This window comes from Streptomyces sp. NPDC020807 (assembly GCF_040641575.1).
Classification (GTDB): Bacteria; Actinomycetota; Actinomycetes; order Streptomycetales; family Streptomycetaceae; genus Streptomyces.
Genome location: NZ_JBFADU010000005.1, coordinates 451,426 through 468,492 on the forward strand (window position 1 = coordinate 451,426; position 17,067 = coordinate 468,492).

Sequence of the window (17,067 nt, forward strand, 5' to 3'; positions counted from 1 at the left end):
GAAGAACCCCGTGAGTGAGCCCTGGCGTGACCCCCTCCTGCCCGCTTCCGTGCGCGTCGCCGACCTGCTGAGTCGGATGACGCTGGAGGAGAAGGCGGGCCAACTCGCCGGCTTCTGGGCCCTGCCCTCCGATCCCGGTGCGCCCGTGGCGCCCATGGAGGACGACTCCGGCGAGCCCGCGCCGGGACTCGACGACATCATCGGGCTCGGCCTCGGCCAGCTCACCCGGGTGTACGGCACCGCGCCGATCGCCGCGCGGGCGGGGATGGAACGACTCGCCGCGCTCCAGCGGCAGGTGACGGAGGCCGGCCGGTTCGGCATCCCGGCGCTGGCCCACGAGGAGTGCCTGACCGGGTTCATGACCCTCGGCGCCACCGTCTTCCCCGGGCCGCTGGCCTGGGGCGCGTCCTTCGACCCCGACCTCGTCCGGCGGATGGCCGCGGCCATCGGCGCCGGGATGCGGCGGGTCGGTGTCCACCAGGGCCTCGCCCCGGTGCTCGACGTGGTCCGCGACTACCGGTGGGGCAGGACCGAGGAGTGCATGGGCGAGGACCCGTACCTCGTCGGCGCGACGGGGACCGCGTACGTCCAGGGCCTGGAGGGCGCGGGCGTCGTGGCGACCCTCAAGCACTTCGCCGGGTACTCGTCCTCCCGCGGCGGCCGGAACATGGCCCCGGTCCCCGTGGGGCCGCGCGAGTTCGCCGACGTGCTGGTCGAGCCCTTCGTACGGGCGCTGCGCGAGGGCGGCGCCCGGTCGGTGATGAACAGCTACACCGACGTGGACGGCGTCCCCGTCGCCGCCGACGAGCGGCTCCTCACCGGCCTGCTCAGGGACGAGCTCGGCTTCGACGGGACCGTCGTCGCCGACTACTACTCGGTCTCCTTCCTGGAGTCCCGGCACGGCGTCGCCGGTTCGCGGGGCGCGGCCGGCGCGCTGGCGCTGACCGCCGGCATCGACGTCGAACTGCCCACGGCCCGCTGCTACGGCGAGCCGCTGACCGCGCTCGTCCGGTCGGGAGCCGTGCCGGAGGAGCTCGTCGACCGGGCGGCGGAGCGGGTGCTCCTGCAGAAGGCCGAACTCGGTCTGCTCGACCCCGGATGGGAGCCGCTGGAGCCCGAGCCGATCGACCTGGACCCGCCGGAGAACCGCGACCTCGCCAGGCTGCTCGCCGAGCGGTCGACCGTCCTGCTCGCCAACGACGGCGTCCTGCCGCTGCGGCCGTGCCGGGTCTCGGTCACCGGGCCGTACGTGAACGACCCGCAGTCCTTCCTCGGCTGCTACTCCTTCCCCAACCACGTCGCCCTGCCCGGCGATCCCGGTGTGGAGATCCCGACGCTCGGCCAGGCGCTCGCCGCCGCCGGGTTCACGGTCACCGACGACGCGCCGGACGTGAACGTGCTCGTCCTCGGCGACCGGGCCGGCATGTTCGGCCGGGGCACCTCCGGCGAGGGCTGCGACGCCGCGACCCTCGACCTGCCGGGCGACCAGGCCGCGCTGGCCGCCGAGGTCCTCGACTCCGGGGTGCCGACCGTCCTGGTCCTCGTCTCCGGACGGCCGTACGCGCTCGGCTCGCTCGCCGACCGGGCGGCCGCGGTCGTCCAGGCCTTCTTCCCCGGCGAGGAGGGCGGGACGGCGCTGGCCCGGATCATCAGCGGGGCCGCGGAGCCGGGCGGCCGGCTCCCGGTCTCCCTCCCCCGCCAGGTCGGCGGGCAGCCCGGCACGTACCTGCACTCCGCGCTGGGCGGCCGGACGGACTGGAGCTCGGTGGACCCGACGCCGCTGTTCCCGTTCGGGCACGGGCTGAGCTGGACGAGCTTCGACTACGCGGACCTGTCCGTGGATTCCGCCGCCCCGACGGACGGATCGGTGACCGTCGCGGTGACCGTGCGCAACGTCGGCGAGGTGGCGGGGACCGAGGTCGTCCAGCTGTACCTCTCGGACCCGGAGGCGTCCGTGGTCCGGCCGCTGCGGTGGCTCGCGGGATTCGGCAGGGTCGAGCTGGCGCCGGGCGAGGCCGCCCGGGTCACCTTCTCCGTCCACGCCGACCGGACCTCGTTCACCGGCGTCGACCTGCGCCGCAGAGTGGAGCCCGGCGAGATCGGCGTGGCCGTCGGCCGGTCCAGCGGCGACCTTCCGCTCCAGGGGTCCTTCACCCTCCACGGGCCCGTACGGCACCCGGGTGCCGACCGCGTCCTGTCCGTGCCGGTCGGGATCGCCCCGGCCGAGGCCGTTCCGTCCGGGGTCGCTCCGTCCGGGGTCGCTCCGTCCGGGGTCGCTCCGGCATCGATCGTCCCGGTGCCGTGAGCGGGGCGTTCGACCAGCCCGTCCTGCCGGGATTCAGGCCCGACCCGTCCGTCTGCCGGGTCGGGGCGGACCACTATCTGGTGACGTCCAGCTTCGAATGGTTCCCGGGACTGCCCGTGTTCCACAGCCGGGACCTCGTGCACTGGCGACGGATCGGCTCCGCGCTCGACCGGCCGTCCCAGCTCGACCTGGACGGCTGCGGGCCGTCGCGCGGTCTGTTCGCGCCGACGATCCGTCACCACGACGGGCTCTTCCACCTCGTCTGCACGCTGATGGACGGTCCGGGCCACTTCGTCGTGACGGCGGCCGACCCGGCCGGGCCGTGGTCGGAGCCGTACTGGCTGGAGGGCGAGGGCTTCGACCCGTCGCTGTTCTTCGACGACGGGCCTGACGGCGACGGCCGGGCCTGGTTCACGGCCGCGCGGGTACGGGACGCGGCGGCCGGACGCACCGAGATCTGGATGCGCGAGTACGTGCCGGACGAACGGCGGCTCACGGGACCCGAGTACGTCCTGTGGTCGGGGAGCCACCCGGAGGCCCGCTGGTCGGAAGCCCCGCACCTGTACAGGGTCGACGGGGTCTACGTCCTGCTGACCGCCGAGGGCGGCACCGACGTGGACCACAGCGTGGTCGCCGCCCGCTCCCGCCACGTGACCGGCCCGTACGAGGGCGTGCCGGGCAACCCCGTCCTGGCCCCCGCCCCGGGGGGACCGGTCACCTGCACCGGCCACGCCGACCTCGTGCGGACGGCGTACGGGGACTGGCGGGCCGTCCTCCTGGGTGTCCGGCCGGGCTCCGCCCTCGGCCGGGAGACCTTCCTCAGCCGGGTCACCTGGGAGGACGGCGTACCGGCCTTCTCCCCCGTCGCCCACGCCGGCCGCTCCCGGCCGCTGCGCGAGGACTTCGCCGTCCTGTCCGACGACTGGAGCACCCTGCGCACTCCGCGTGCGCCGTTCTGGAGCACCGGCGACGGGCTTCGGCTCCGCTGCCGCCCCGAACAACTCGGCGACCGCGTGGTCCCGTCCCTCCTGGTCCGGCCCCAGGAACAGCCCGACTGCGACGTGTCCACGGAGATCCGCTTCACCCCGGCCGGGCCGGGCGAGGCTGCCGGACTCGCCGTGGTCGTCGACGACGACAAGCACCTGCTCCTGCTGCGCACCGCGGAGGGTCTCGAACTCCGCCGGGGCCCGGAGGTCCTGGCCCGTGCCGCCGCCCCCTCCGGTCCCGTCCGGCTGGGGGTCCGCGTGCGCGGCTTCGGCCACACATTCGCCCACGCGACGCCGGACGGCCCCTGGCGGGATCTGGCCACCGTCGAGGCCGAATTCCTCCGGCCGCTCTTCACCGGCGTCCAGATCGGCCTGTACGCGACCTCCCAGGGCCGTCCTTCCGCGAACCAGGCCCATTTCCCGTGGTTCGCCATGGCCTGGCCGGACTGACCGAAGAGACGCTCGCAGAGAAGCGGTCCCCGTCGAAACACTTTCGACGGGGACCGCTTTCCGTGTGTGCCGGTGAAATGCCGTGACGGTCCTGACGTACGACCCGTGCGCGGTTCGCGTTTCCGAAACATCTTCGAAACCATTGACAGGCTCATGCCGTATTTCCAGACTGATTCCCGAGGCGTCACCGCCGCTTTCCGCCGTCCCATTCCCCGGACGCGGACATCGCCGCCGCGGATTACTTCCGCCGCGCGCTCTCCCCCACCCGCGATTTCCTCATCGGAGGTCCACACCCATGCGTTCCCACGCCACCGCACCGCCCGCGGTCCGCCGGAAAAGGGGCGGCCTGATCGCCGCGCTCCTCGCCGGCGCCCTCGGCTCCGCCACCCTGCTCGCGGCCCCCGCCTCCCAGGCAGCCGAGAGCACCCTCGGCGCCGCCGCCGCGCAGAGCGGCCGCTACTTCGGCACCGCCATCGCCTCCGGCCGGCTCGGCGACGCGACGTACACGTCGATCGCGGCCCGCGAGTTCACCTCGGTCACCGCCGAGAACGAGATGAAGATCGACGCCACCGAGCCGCAGCAGGGCCAGTTAAACTTCACGGGCGGCGACCGCGTCTACAACTGGGCCGTGCAGAACGGCAAGCAGGTCCGCGGCCACACCCTGGCCTGGCACTCCCAGCAGCCCGGCTGGATGCAGAACCTCAGCGGCAGCGCGCTGCGCCAGGCCATGAACAACCACATCACCGGCGTGATGACCCACTACAAGGGCAAGATCACCCAGTGGGACGTCGTCAACGAGGCCTTCGCCGACGGCAGTTCGGGAGCCCGCCGGGACTCCAACCTCCAGCGCTCCGGGAACGACTGGATCGAGGTCGCCTTCCGCACCGCGCGCGCCGCCGACCCGGCCGCCAAGCTCTGCTACAACGACTACAACGTGGAGAACTGGACCTGGGCCAAGACCCAGGCCATGTACGCCATGGTGAAGGACTTCAAGCAGCGCGGCGTCCCGATCGACTGCGTCGGCTTCCAGTCGCACTTCAACAGCGACAGCCCGTACAACAGCAACTTCCGCACCACGCTGCAGAGTTTCGCCGCACTCGGCGTCGACGTGGCCATCACCGAGCTCGACATCCAGGGCGCCTCGGGCACCACCTACGCCAACGTGACCAACGACTGCCTGGCCGTCCCGCGCTGCCTCGGCATCACGGTCTGGGGCGTGCGCGACACGGACTCCTGGCGGTCCGGTGACACGCCGCTGCTGTTCAACGGCGACGGCAGCAAGAAGCCCGCGTACACCTCCGTGCTGAACGCCCTCAACGGCGGCTCCACGACGCCCACGCCGAACCCCACCCCCGGCGCCGCGCCGATCAAGGGCGTCGCCTCGGGCCGCTGCGTGGACGTCCCGAGTGCCTCCACCACCGACGGCACCCAGGTCCAGCTGTACGACTGCAACGGCCGCACCAACCAGCAGTGGACCCTCACCTCCGCGGGTGAGCTCCGGGTCTACGGCGACAAGTGCCTCGACGCCGCCGGCACCGCCAACGGAGCGAAGGTGCAGATCTACAGCTGCTGGGGCGGCGACAACCAGAAGTGGCGTCTGAACTCCGACGGAACCATCGTCGGCGTGCAGTCCGGCCTCTGCCTCGACGCGGCGGCCAACGGCACCGCCAACGGCACGCCGGTCCAGCTGTACACGTGCTGGAACGGCACCAACCAGCGCTGGACCCGCGCCTGACCGCTGAGCCGAGCCGCATGGAGGAGGGGAGCCAGGAGCGGTCCTGGCTCCCCTCCGTGCCGTCAGGCGGAGGCCGGATTGCCGTAGTACGCGTCGGGGCCGTGCTTGCGGGTGAAGTGACGGTCCAGGACGTGCTGCGGCGGCTCCACCGTGCCGAGCGCGATCGTGTGCAGGGCCATCTCCGCGACCGCCTCGCAGATGACGGCGTGCTCCAGGGAGGCCGTGGCGGTGGCGCCCCACGTGAACGGCCCGTGGTGCGCGACGAGAGCCCCCGGCACCTCACTGGCCCGGGTGTCGTCGCGGCCCAGGAGGTCCACGATCACCTGGCCGGTGTTGTACTCGTAGTCCCTCGCGCACTGTTCGGCGGTGAGGGGCTCGGTGACCGGTACGGGCCCGTTGAAGGTGTCGGCGTGGGTCGTGCCGAGCACCGGTATCGGACGCCGGGCCTGGGCGAACGCGACGGCGTGGGTGGAGTGCGTGTGGGTCACGCCCCCGATGGAGGGGAAGGCCAGATAGAGGCTCCGGTGGGTCTCCGTGTCCGTGGACGGCCGCAGGCGGCCCTCCACGACGCTCCCGTCGGCCAGGGAGACGACGACCAGGTCGTCCTCGCCGAGCACGTCGTAGGAGACCCCCGAGGGCTTGATGACGAAGACGCCGGCGTCCCGGTCGACACCGCTCACGTTGCCCCACGTGAGGGTGGCCAGACCGGCCCGGGGGATGCGGAGGTTCGCCTCGAGCACCTCCCGGCGCAGCTCCTTGGACACGGCCGCGCTCACAGGCTCTGCGCCAGACGGTGGTAGGCCTGGTTCCAGCGCAGCTCGCGCGTGAACCGCCGTACGGTCGTGTCCTCGTCGATCACGGCGAGCTCGGTCCGCAGCATCTCGGCGAGGTCCTCCAGCTCCTCGCCGACGAGGGCGGTGGTCAGGACCGTGTGGTGCGGGGCCCCGGCCGTCAGCCAGGCCTCGGTGGAGGTCCGCAGGTCGGGGCGGGGACGCCAGACGGCGCGGGCGACGGGGAGCTGGGGCAGCGGTTCCGGCGGGGCCACGACGTCGATGCGGTTGGCGACGAGGCGGAAGCGGTCGCCCATGTCGGCGAGGCCGACGACGACGGCCGGACCGGGGTCGGCGTCGAAGACCAGGCGCACCGGGTCCTCGCGTCCGCCGATGCCGAGCGCGTGGATCTCGCAGGAGGGCCTGGCCGTCGTGACGGAGGGGCAGACCTCCAGCATGTGGGCGCCGAGGATGAGCTCCTGACCGGGGGTCAGGTCGTAGGTGTAGTCCTCCATGAAGGACGTGCCGCCGGGCAGCCCGTGGGCCATGGCCTTCAGCGTGCGCAGCAGGGTGGAGGTCTTCCAGTCGCCCTCGCCGCCGAACCCGTACCCGTCCGCCATCAGGCGCTGCACGGCGAGGCCGGGCAGCTGGCGGAGGCCGCCGAGGTCCTCGAAGTTGGTGGTGAAGGCCCGGAACCCGCCCTCGGTGAGGAAGGTCCGCATGCCGGCCTCGACGCGGGCGGCGTACCGCAGCGACTCGTGGCGCTCGCCGCCGGGGCGCAGCTCGGGCGCGAGCGCGTAGAGGTCCTCGTACTCCTTGACGAGGGCGGTGACGGCGTCCTCGGGGACGGCGTCGACCACGGCGACGAGGTCGTTGACGCCGTACGTGTTCACGGAGACGCCGAACCGCAGCTGGGCCTCGACCTTGTCGCCCTCGGTGACGGCGACGTCCCGCATGTTGTCGCCGAACCGGGCGAGCTTGAGGGAGGTGAGCTCGGCGCGGCCGACGGCGGCGCGGGCCCATCCGGCGATGCGGTCGACGACCTCGGGGGTGGAGACGTGGCCGGCGACGGTCTTGCGCGGGACGCCGAGGCGGGTCTGCACGTAGCCGAACTCGCGGTCGCCGTGGGCGGCCTGGTTCAGGTTCATGAAGTCCATGTCGATGGTGGACCACGGCAGTTGGCGGTTGGCCTGGGTGTGCAGGTGCAGCAGCGGCTTGCGCAGGGAGTCGAGGCCGGCGATCCACATCTTGGCCGGGGAGAAGGTGTGCATCCAGGCGATCAGGCCGATGCAGCGGTCGTCCGCGTTGGCCTCCAGGCACATCCTGCGGATGGCGGCGGCGTCGGTGAGGACCGGCTTCCAGACCAGGCGGACGGTCATCCGGGGCTGGTCGGCGAGGGTGTCGCGGATGGTGCGGGACTGCTCGGCGACCTGTGCCAGGGTGTCGTCGCCGTAGAGGCCCTGGCTGCCGGTGAGGAACCAGATCTCGCGGTCGGGCGGGGAGAGCGTCATGTCGGGTGTGCTCCTCGGAGGTGCGGGGCGGAGAAGTCGGGCGGTTGGGGGGAAGGGGGGCGCCGGGGCGCTCCGGTCAGGCGCCGGTGGCGAGGCGTGCCGCGTTGCGGATGCGGCGCAGGCGGTGCAGGAGCAGGTCCGCGCCGGTGCCGAAGTGCTCGTGCAGGGCGCGGTACTCGCCGAACAGCCCGTCGTAGGCGTCCGCGCGCGCCGGGTCGGGCACGTACGCGTGCCGCTGGACGCTGCCCATGACGGCGGCGGCCGAGCGGACGTCCGGGTAGGCGCCCGCGGCCACGGCGGCGTGGATGGCGGAGCCGAGCGCCGGGCCCTGCTCGGAGGTGCCGACGGAGACGGGCCGGCGGAGCACGTCGGCGTAGATCTGCATCAGCAGCGGGTTCTTCCGCAGGCCGCCGGTGACGATGAACTCCTCGACGGGGATCCCGCCGTCCTCGAAGGTCTCGACGATGATCCGGGTGCCGTAGGCGGTGGATTCGAGCAGGGCCCGGTAGACGTCCTCGGGCCGGGTGTCGAGGGTGAGGCCGGCGATGACGCCGGAGAGGTGGTGGTCGACCAGCGGCGAGCGGTTGCCGTTCATCCAGTCCAGGGCGACGAGTCCGTGCGCGCCGACGGGCTGGTCGGCGGACTTGCGGGTCAGGAGCTGGTGCAGGTCCTCGCCGGACGCCTCGGCCTCGGCCCGGTAGTGGTCCGGTACGCCCTGCCGCAGCCACCAGGCGAAGATGTCGCCCACCGCGCTCTGTCCGGCCTCGTAGCCGTAGGCGCCCTCGACGATGCCGCCGTCGACGACCCCGCAGATGCCGGGGACTTCGGCGAGGGTCGCGCCGTTGAGCACGTGGCAGGTGGACGTGCCCATGATGGCGAGCATCCGGCCGTTCTCCACGGCGCCCGCCGCGGGGGCGGCGACGTGGGCGTCGACGTTGCCGGCCGCGACGGCGATGCCCTCGGGCAGCCCGGTCCAGCGGGCCGCCTCGGCGCTCAGGCCGCCGACCCGGGAGCCCAGGGGCGACAGCGGGTGTTCCAGGCGAGTGGCGGGGAAGTCGGCGAAGTCGGGGTGCAGCCCGGAGAGGTATTCCGGGGACGGGTAGGCGCCGTCCTGGTGGATGCCCTTGTAGCCGGCGGTGCAGGTGTTGCGGGACTCCGCGCCGGTCAGCTGCCAGACGATCCAGTCGGCCGCCTCGATCCAGCGGGAGCAGGCGGCGTAGACGGCCGGGTCCTCCTCCAGGACCTGGAGGGCCTTGGCGTACTGCCACTCGGAGGAGATCTTGCCGCCGTAGCGCGCGATCCACTTCTCGCCCCGGGCGTGCGCCAGGGCGTTGATGCGGTCGGCCTGCTCCTGGGCGGCGTGGTGCTTCCAGAGCTTGGGCCAGGCGTGCGGCCGGTCGGCCCACTCGGCGGTGAGGGCGAGTGGGGTGCCGTCCGGGGTGGTCGGCAGGACCGTGCAGGCGGTGAAGTCGGTGGCGATGCCGATGACGTGGGCCGCGTCGACCCCGGCCTCGACGAGCGCGGCGGGGACGGCGGTGCGCAGGACCTCGCGCCAGTCCTCGGGGTGCTGGAGCGCCCAGTCGGGCGGGAGCACGGCCTCGGTGCCGGGGAGCCGGTCCTCGATGACGGCGTGGCGGTACGCGTGGACCGCCGCGCCGAGTTCGGCGCCGTCCCGCACCCGGACGACGACGGCGCGACCGGAGAGGGTGCCGAAGTCGACGCCGACGGTGCAGGCCTCGGGGTGGAGTCGGGCCTCGGGGCCGGACGGGGCGTGTGGGGTCACGATGCGTCTCTCTCGTCATGTGCGGGGGCCTGGGGGACCCCCTGATTGTTAACGCTCACAATCGCGTTGGACAAGAGCTGAACGCTGTTCTGTGCAACTTTCGACGGGAAAGAAGGCTTCAGAAGTGAGCGCTCACTTGGCCGTCGGGTCACTGAGGACGGGGGCGGGCCCCGCTCACCGACGAGCCGGGCCCGTACGAGGCGGGCCGGTGCGTCAGGACCCGCCCGACGAGCGGGTCCCGTACGCCATGACCCTCCCCACGCGCCACGCCCGGCAGGCGCGTCCCCCACGCCCGGCGCACACCCGGCGCGCGCTCGCCACGCCTCCGGCGGCCCGGAACAGGACCGTCGCCGGAAACCCCGCCGCCGGCCCGGACCTGGCCATTCTCCGGACCGGCCCGGCGACCCACAAGGGCCCGGACGGGGAAGCGCGGGGGCCGGTCCGCGACCGCGCCACGGACCGGCGCCTCGGGGGGCGGCCCGGGACCCGAGGGACCGGCCCGGGGCTTCGAGGGGCCGGACCGAGAACCCACCAGGTGCCCGACCGGGGACTCGTGACGGGACCGGACCGGGAACCCACGAGGGGCCCGACCGAGCCCCTGCGAGAGACCCGACCGGGCCCCGCAGGGGATCGGCGTCTCCCCGGTGTCCACTCCGGCGACTGAGGCGCTTCCCGCTACCGGGTCGGCCTCGGTCGCCCTGCGGGGCGGCCCCGCCGCCCGTTCTTCCGGGGCGGCCCGGCCTTCCTCCGCGCGTACGCGTACACGCGTACACGTACACAGCGGCGCTCCGGACACACGGGGTCACCCGTGCCGGACCTTCTCCCGCGCATCACCTGAGAGCGCGAGTTCCCCCGGCGGGGGGACCACCAGAACGCCCCTCACCGCCGACACCGGCCTCTCGGCCTCACCACCCGGCGACCGGGGCCGGGCCTCGACCTGGGCCGGGGCGGGGCCGGGCCTCGACCTGGGCCGGGGCGGGGCCGGGCCTAGACCGGGGCCGGGGCGGGGCCGGGCCGCCCCGCCCCGCCGCACCCCGCGCGTCAGGCCTCGACCGACGGTCGCGTGCTCGCGCGCATGATGAGCTGGGGCTGCACCAGGAGGTGTTCGGGCTTCTTGGCGCGGCCCTCGATGTGGTCCACAAGGAGCTGGATGCTGCGCCGCCCGATCGCGGCGAAGTCCTGGCGGACCGTGGTCAGCGGCGGCGGGAAGTACTCGGCCTCCGGGATGTCGTCGAAGCCGGCGACGGCGACCTGGGCGGGGGTGCGGATCCCGCCCTCCCGCAGCGCCCGCAGGACGCCGAGGGCCATCTGGTCGTTGGCGACGAAGACGGCCGTGACCGGGTTCGCCCCCCGGCGGGCGAGGGCGAGCCCCGCGAGCTCCTGCCCCGCCCGGTACCCGGACAGCGGGCTCCAGTCCCCCGTCAGCACGCGCGGGGGACGGATCCCGTTCTCCTCCAGGACCGCGCGCCATCCCGCGGCCCGCGCCTCGCTCTCCAGCCAGTCCTCGGGTCCCGCGACGTGCCAGACGGTGCGGTGCCCGGCGGCGAGCAGGTGCTCGGTGACCATGCGGGCGCCGAGCTCCTGGTCGAGGGAGACGCTGGGCAGGTCGAGGCGGTGGCCGCCCTCGACGGTGACCACGGGGAACGGCGCGTCGAGTTCGGCGAGCGCCTGGACGTGCGAGCGCTGCGGGGTGATGGCGACGACGCCTTCGACGCCCCAGGCCGCGAGGTGGTCGATGGCGTCCTTGAGGCCCTGTCCCGCGCCGGGGCGGAGGCTGACGGTCGAGACGAGGTAGCCCTCCTCCCGGGCCGCTTCCTCCAGGCCGGTCAGGGTGCTGGCGGGTCCGTACAGGGCGGTGTTGACCGCGATGACGCCGAGCGTGCGCGTCCGGCGGGTCACCAGGGCGCGCGCGGCGGAGTTGCGGCGGTAGCCGAGCCGCTCGATGGCTTCGGTGACCTGGTCGCGGGTGGCCGGGCGCACGTTGGGGTGGCCGCTCAGCACCCGGGAGACGGTCTGGTGGGAGACCCCCGCCTCTCGTGCGACGTCGGCCATCGTCGGCGGGCGGACGTCTTCCGCTGCCTGCGCCACGTTCGCCTCCCTTCTCCGTGCTCTCGACTGTGTATCGATGTGAGAAAAACCTTATCGCCTCTTGTATCACGGCGTTGTGAGCGCTAACAATCTGTCTCGTCCGGGGTGCCGACGCCCCGGGCCCCCCTACCGGAACGGTGCCGTCCCGGCGGCGCGCGGACACGCGCCGCCCCAGGACCCGAGCCGGTCGGAGCCGCCTCGACGACGGGATGGGTAACCCCCCATGAAGAAGTTCCGATCCGCATCCGCCCTCCTGGCCGCGACCACCGGCTGCGCCCTGCTCCTGACCGCCTGCGGCCAGAACAGCGAGGGCGGCAGCCAGGAGGCCAAGGAGAAGAAGGACCTCACCATCGGCATCGCGATGCCCACGAAGTCCTCCGAGAGGTGGATCGCCGACGGCAAGAACATGACGGAGAGCCTGAAGAAGGCGGGGTTCGCCACGACCCTCCAGTACGGCGAGGACGACCCCGACCAGCAGGTCGCCCAGATCGAGAACATGATCACCCAGGGCGTGGACGCCCTGGTGGTGGCCGCCATCAACGGCGAGGCCCTCTCCAACGTCCTCCAGCAGGCGGCCGACGCCCACATCCCGGTGATCTCCTACGACCGGCTCATCCTCGGCTCCCCGCACATCGACTACTACGCCTCCTTCGACAACGAGAAGGTCGGCGAGCTCCAGGCCACGTACATCGTGGACAAGCTGGGACTGAAGGCGGGCGCCAAGAAGGGCCCGTTCAACATCGAGCTGTTCGCCGGCTCCAACGACGACAACAACACCAAGTACTTCTTCAACGGCGCCATGAAGGTGCTGAAGCCGTACATGGACAAGAAGCAGCTGGTCGTGCGCTCCGGGCAGACCCAGCTGAACCAGGTCACCACGCTCCGCTGGGACGGCGGCACGGCCCAGAAGCGCATGGACGACCTGCTGACCTCGGCGTACGCCTCGTCCCGGGTCGACGCGGTCCTCTCCCCCTACGACGGCATCTCGATCGGCATCCTGTCCGCCCTGAAGTCCGACGACTACGGGAGCAAGGCCAAGCCGCTGCCCGTCGTCACCGGTCAGGACGCGGAGGTCGCCTCCGTGAAGTCGATCATCGCGGGCGAGCAGACCCAGACCGTCTACAAGGACACCCGCGCCCTCGCGCAGGTCGCCGCCGACATGGTGAAGGCCGTCCTCGACGGCAAGAAGCCGGAGATCAACGACGACAAGACGTACGACAACGGCAAGAAGGTCGTCCCGGCCTACCTGCTCGACCCGGTCAGCGTCGACAGGACGAACTACCAGAAGGTCCTCGTGGACTCCGGCTACATCGACGCTGGCGCCCTGAAGTGACCTCCACCCTCACTCCCGAGGGCCCCGTCCTGGAGATGCGGTCCATCGTCAAGACCTTCCCCGGCGTCAGGGCGCTCTCCGACGTGACGCTGTCCGTGGCGCGCGGCGAGGTCCACGCGCTGTGCGGGGAGAACGGCGCCGGCAAGTCGACCCTCATGAAGGTCCTCTCCGGCGTCCACCCGCACGGCACGTACGAGGGCGAGATCCTCTTCGACGGCGAGGTCTGCCGCTTCAAGGACATCCGGGCCAGCGAGCAGCGCGGCATCGTCATCATCCACCAGGAACTGGCCCTCGTTCCCTACCTGTCGATCGCCGAGAACATCTTCCTCGGCAACGAGCCGGCCCGGCGGGGGATCATCGACTGGCGCGAGTCGCTGCGCCGCGCGTCGGAACTCCTCGCCCGGGTCGGCCTCGACGAGCACCCCGAGACCCGCGTCGCCGACATCGGCGTGGGCAAGCAGCAGCTCGTGGAGATCGCGAAGGCGCTGGCGAAGGACGTCCGGCTGCTGATCCTCGACGAGCCGACGGCCGCGCTCAACGACGAGGACAGCGCCAAGCTGCTGCGTCTCATGGGCGAGCTGAAGGACCAGGGCATCACCTCGATCATCATCTCGCACAAGCTGAACGAGATCGCCCGGATCGCCGACTCCGTCACGATCCTGCGCGACGGGCGTTCCATCGAGACCCTCGACGTCCGGGACCCGGCCACCACCGAGGAGCGCATCATCCGCGGCATGGTGGGCCGGGACCTCGACAGCCGCTTCCCGGCGCGCACGCCGTACGGGGGACCGGCCGGCGACGCGCCCGTCCTGGAGATCCGGGACTGGACCGTGCGTCACCCGCTCGACCGTGCCCGCAAGGTGGTCGACGGGGTGTCGCTCCAGGTCCGCCGCGGCGAGATCGTCGGGGTCGCCGGACTCATGGGAGCCGGCCGGACGGAACTCGCCATGAGCGTCTTCGGGCGCTCGTACGGCCGCTACGAGCGGGGCACGGTGCTCAGGGACGGCCGGGAGGTCCGGACGCACACCGTCCCCGAGGCCGTCGCCGAGGGCATCGCCTACGTCACGGAGGACCGCAAGCACTACGGCCTCGACCTCGGGGACTCCGTGAGCCGGAACATCTCGCTCGCCTCGCTCGGCTCCCTCGCCCGCCGCGGGATCGTCGACGGGCACGAGGAGCGCAAGGTCGCCGAGCGGTTCCGGCGGACCATGAACATCAAGACCCCGAACGTCCTCGAACCGGTCGGCCGCCTGTCCGGCGGCAACCAGCAGAAGGTCGTCCTCAGCAAGTGGATCCTCGCCGGTCCCGACGTCCTCATCCTCGACGAGCCCACGCGCGGGGTCGACGTGGGAGCCAAGTACGAGATCTACACGGTCATCGACCGGCTCGCCGCCGAGGGCAAGGCGATCCTCTTCATCTCGTCCGAGCTGCCCGAGCTGCTCGGCATGTGCGACCGCTTCTACACCATGGCCGCCGGGCGGCTGACCGGCGAGGTCGGCCGCGAGGACGCCACCCAGGAAGTCCTGATGCGGCACATGACGCAGGACTCCCCCGCACCACCGGCGCTCCCCGCAGGCGCCGCCTCCAGCGAAGGACACCAGGCATGAGCACCGACGTCAGCACGGAAAAGACCGCCCCGGCGCCCCCGGGCGGCGGGTCCCCGACGGCCGGGACACCGGTGCTCCGGGTGCTCCTGGACGGCGTCCGGCGGAACATGCGCCAGTACGGGATGCTCTTCGCGCTCGGCCTGATCGTGCTGCTCTTCCAGATCTGGACGGGCGGCGACCTGCTGCTGCCGCGCAACGTGTCCAACCTGGTGCTGCAGAACAGCTACATCCTCATCCTGGCCATCGGCATGATGATCGTCATCATCTCCGGGCACATCGACCTGTCGGTGGGCTCCCTCATGGCGCTGGTCGGCGGCCTCGGGGCCGTACTCATGGTCGAGCACCACGTCTCCTGGCCGGTGGCGGTGGTCCTGACGCTGCTGCTCGGCGCGGTCGCCGGCGCCCTCCAGGGGTTCTTCATCGCGTACGTCGGCATACCGTCGTTCATCGTGACGCTCGCCGGCATGCTGCTGTTCCGCGGTCTCACCGAGATCTTCCTCAAGGGGCAGACCCTCGGCCCGTTCCCGGACGGTCTGCAGAAGGTCGCCAACGGCTTCCTGCCCGAGGTGGGGCCGAAGACCAACTACCACAACCTGACCCTGCTCCTCGGCCTGGGCCTGGCCGCCTACGTGGTCTTCCAGGAGGTGCGGGACCGGCGGCGGCAGCGGGAGTTCTCCCTGGAGACGCTGCCCACGGGCCTGTTCGCGCTGAAGGTGACGGCGCTCGTCGCCGCCGTCCTCGTCACCACCCTGCTGCTCGCCAGCTACAAGGGCGCCCCGGTGGTCCTCCTGATCCTCGCCGCGCTGCTGGTGGCCTTCGGGTACGTGATGCGCAACGCGGTGATCGGCCGTCACGTGTACGCGATCGGCGGCAACCTGCCCGCGGCGAAGCTCTCCGGGGTCAAGGACAGGAAGGTGACCTTCGCGGTGTTCCTGAACATGGGGATGCTCGCGGCGCTCGCCGGACTCGTCTTCGCGGCCCGCTTCAACGCGGCCTCGCCGAAGGCGGGCGTGAACTTCGAACTGGAGGCCATCGCGGCGGCGTTCATCGGCGGGGCCTCGATGAGCGGCGGTGTCGGAACCGTGCTGGGCGCCATCATCGGCGGCCTGGTCCTCGGCGTGCTGAACAACGGCATGAACCTCGTCGGTGTGGGCACCGACTGGCAGCAGGTCATCAAGGGGCTCGTGCTCCTCGCCGCGGTCGGCTTCGACGTGTGGAACAAGCGCAGGGCGGGTGCCTGACGCCCCCTCCCTCGACAAGGCTGTGCCCGCCGGTACCTCCCCACCGGCGGGCACAGCCTTGTCGTGTGTACGGACGTCGTGACGGGTACGGGTACGGGTGCGGGTACGGGTGACGTGACGGATACGGGCGACGGGCTCAGGCGCCGGTACGGAAGCGCAGGACCGTCCGCGACCGGTACTCGTCGCCGGGGAGCAGCAGCGTCGACGGGTCGTCGGGCCGGTTCGGGGAGTCCGGGAAGTGCTGGGTCTCCAGGGCGATGCCGGCGCCCGCTCCGTACGGCGTGCCGCTCTTGCCGAGGACCGTGCCGTCGAACTGGCCCGCGCTGTAGACCTGGATGCCCGGCTCCGTGGTGAGGACCTCCATGCGGCGCCCGGTGGCCGGCGCGTGGAGGAGGGCGGCGCGGCGGAGGGCGCCGTCGGCGCGGGGGCTCAGGACGAAGTTGTGGTCGTAGCCGCCGTCCGCGCCCGGGCGGGCGAGGGCCTCGGCGATCGGGAGCGGCCGGCGGAGGTCGAAGGCGGTTCCGGCGACGGGGAGATGGTCGCCGGAGGGGATGAGGTCCGCGTCGACCGGGGTGTAGTGGGTGGCGTCGACGGCCAGTTCGTGGCCGAGGACGGAGCCGGAGCCCTCGCCCTCCAGGTTGAAGTAGGCGTGGTTGGTGAGGTTCACGACGGTGGGGGCGTCGGTGACCGCCGCGTACGAGAAGGCGAGTTCGTCGTCGCGGCCGACGAGACAGCTGACGGTGACGTCGAGGTTGCCCGGGAACCCCTGGTCGCCGTCGGGGCTGCTCAGGTGGAGGAGGACGCCGGTCCACTCGGGGGTGTGCACGCTCTCGGCTTCCCAGAGCCGGGTGTCGAAGCCGTCCGTTCCGCCGTGCAGGCTGTGGCCGCCCGGCTGCGTGGTCAGCTGGTACGTCTCCGTTCCCAGGGGGAAGCGGCCGTGCGCGATGCGGTTGGCGTAGCGGCCGACGGTGGAGCCGAAATACCGGGCGGTGGTGGCGGTGAGGGCCGGGTCCCGGGGCGAGAGGACGACGTCGGCCGGGGTGCCGTCGCGGTCGGGGACCCACAGGGCGTGGAGGCGGGCGCCGCGGGTGTGCACCTCCGCCGTGAGTCCGCCGGGGAAGCCGAAGGTCCAGCTCTCCCCGCCGTCGGGGCAGAGCGCGCGGACCGGCGGTCCGGCGGTGAGGGCGGGCGATGACGGGTTCATGGGAGTTCCTTTGTCCGGAGAGGGGGACGGCCCGGAACGGGGGCAGGGAGTCCC

The 17,067-nt window shown here is 72.4% G+C and carries 11 protein-coding genes; 6 read left to right on the top strand and 5 right to left on the bottom strand.

The window, feature by feature from the left end:
• The first annotated feature begins 10 nt into the window (after positions 1–10).
• From AB0G79_RS12115 to AB0G79_RS12125, 3 genes are all read left to right on the top strand, one after another.
• Positions 11–2,305 carry a glycoside hydrolase family 3 N-terminal domain-containing protein gene (locus AB0G79_RS12115; RefSeq protein WP_360804219.1) on the top strand — a complete coding sequence of 765 codons (2,295 nt, stop codon included), beginning with the start codon at positions 11–13 and terminating at the stop codon, positions 2,303–2,305.
• Complete coding sequence (locus AB0G79_RS12120; RefSeq protein WP_360804221.1) at positions 2,302–3,741, top strand: glycoside hydrolase family 43 protein; 1,440 nt, start codon at positions 2,302–2,304, stop codon at positions 3,739–3,741. The genes AB0G79_RS12115 and AB0G79_RS12120 overlap by 4 nt, the downstream gene beginning before the upstream one ends.
• Before the next feature lie 295 nt (positions 3,742–4,036).
• Positions 4,037–5,476, top strand: a complete 1,440-nt coding sequence (locus tag AB0G79_RS12125; RefSeq protein ID WP_360804224.1) for an endo-1,4-beta-xylanase — start codon at positions 4,037–4,039, stop codon at positions 5,474–5,476.
• Between the two features lie 62 nt (positions 5,477–5,538).
• Here AB0G79_RS12125 and araD read toward each other — a convergent pair whose 3' ends face one another.
• The 4 genes from araD to AB0G79_RS12145 all read right to left on the bottom strand — a co-directional run bounded on the left by araD (position 5,539) and on the right by AB0G79_RS12145 (position 11,628).
• A complete protein-coding gene (gene araD / locus AB0G79_RS12130) occupies positions 5,539–6,252 on the bottom strand; it encodes an L-ribulose-5-phosphate 4-epimerase AraD (RefSeq protein WP_360804227.1) in 714 nt (237 codons plus the stop codon).
• On the bottom strand, positions 6,249–7,757 hold the full coding sequence (araA, locus tag AB0G79_RS12135) for an L-arabinose isomerase (RefSeq protein WP_360804230.1): 1,509 nt from the start codon (positions 7,755–7,757) through the stop codon (positions 6,249–6,251). Before araA ends, araD begins: the two co-directional genes overlap by 4 nt.
• Positions 7,758–7,833: 76 nt before the next feature.
• Positions 7,834–9,540 carry a ribulokinase gene (gene araB / locus AB0G79_RS12140; protein ID WP_360804233.1) on the bottom strand — a complete coding sequence of 569 codons (1,707 nt, stop codon included), beginning with the start codon at positions 9,538–9,540 and terminating at the stop codon, positions 7,834–7,836.
• 1,041 nt (positions 9,541–10,581) lie between these two features.
• Positions 10,582–11,628, bottom strand: a complete 1,047-nt coding sequence (locus AB0G79_RS12145) for a LacI family DNA-binding transcriptional regulator (protein ID WP_360804236.1) — start codon at positions 11,626–11,628, stop codon at positions 10,582–10,584.
• A 223-nt stretch (positions 11,629–11,851) separates the two neighbouring features.
• Here AB0G79_RS12145 and chvE point away from each other — a divergent pair, with 223 nt between their 5' ends.
• Genes chvE through mmsB form a run of 3 tightly spaced genes read left to right on the top strand, consistent with a single transcriptional unit; the run spans position 11,852 to position 15,809 of the window.
• Positions 11,852–12,961 (top strand): multiple monosaccharide ABC transporter substrate-binding protein, encoded by a 1,110-nt coding sequence (chvE, locus tag AB0G79_RS12150; protein ID WP_360804239.1) that lies wholly within the window; start codon positions 11,852–11,854, stop codon positions 12,959–12,961.
• Positions 12,962–12,996: 35 nt separating this feature from the next.
• Entirely contained in the window at positions 12,997–14,568 is a 1,572-nt protein-coding gene (mmsA, locus tag AB0G79_RS12155) for a multiple monosaccharide ABC transporter ATP-binding protein (RefSeq protein ID WP_360804327.1), read from the top strand.
• On the top strand, positions 14,565–15,809 hold the full coding sequence (gene mmsB / locus AB0G79_RS12160) for a multiple monosaccharide ABC transporter permease (RefSeq protein WP_360804242.1): 1,245 nt from the start codon (positions 14,565–14,567) through the stop codon (positions 15,807–15,809). Before mmsA ends, mmsB begins: the two co-directional genes overlap by 4 nt.
• A gap of 136 nt (positions 15,810–15,945) precedes the next feature.
• On the opposite strand, the gene AB0G79_RS12165 is transcribed toward mmsB, so the two are convergent.
• Positions 15,946–17,013: an aldose epimerase family protein gene (locus AB0G79_RS12165; RefSeq protein WP_360804245.1), complete on the bottom strand. Its 1,068-nt coding sequence runs from the start codon at positions 17,011–17,013 to the stop codon at positions 15,946–15,948.
• Positions 17,014–17,067 lie beyond the last annotated feature (54 nt).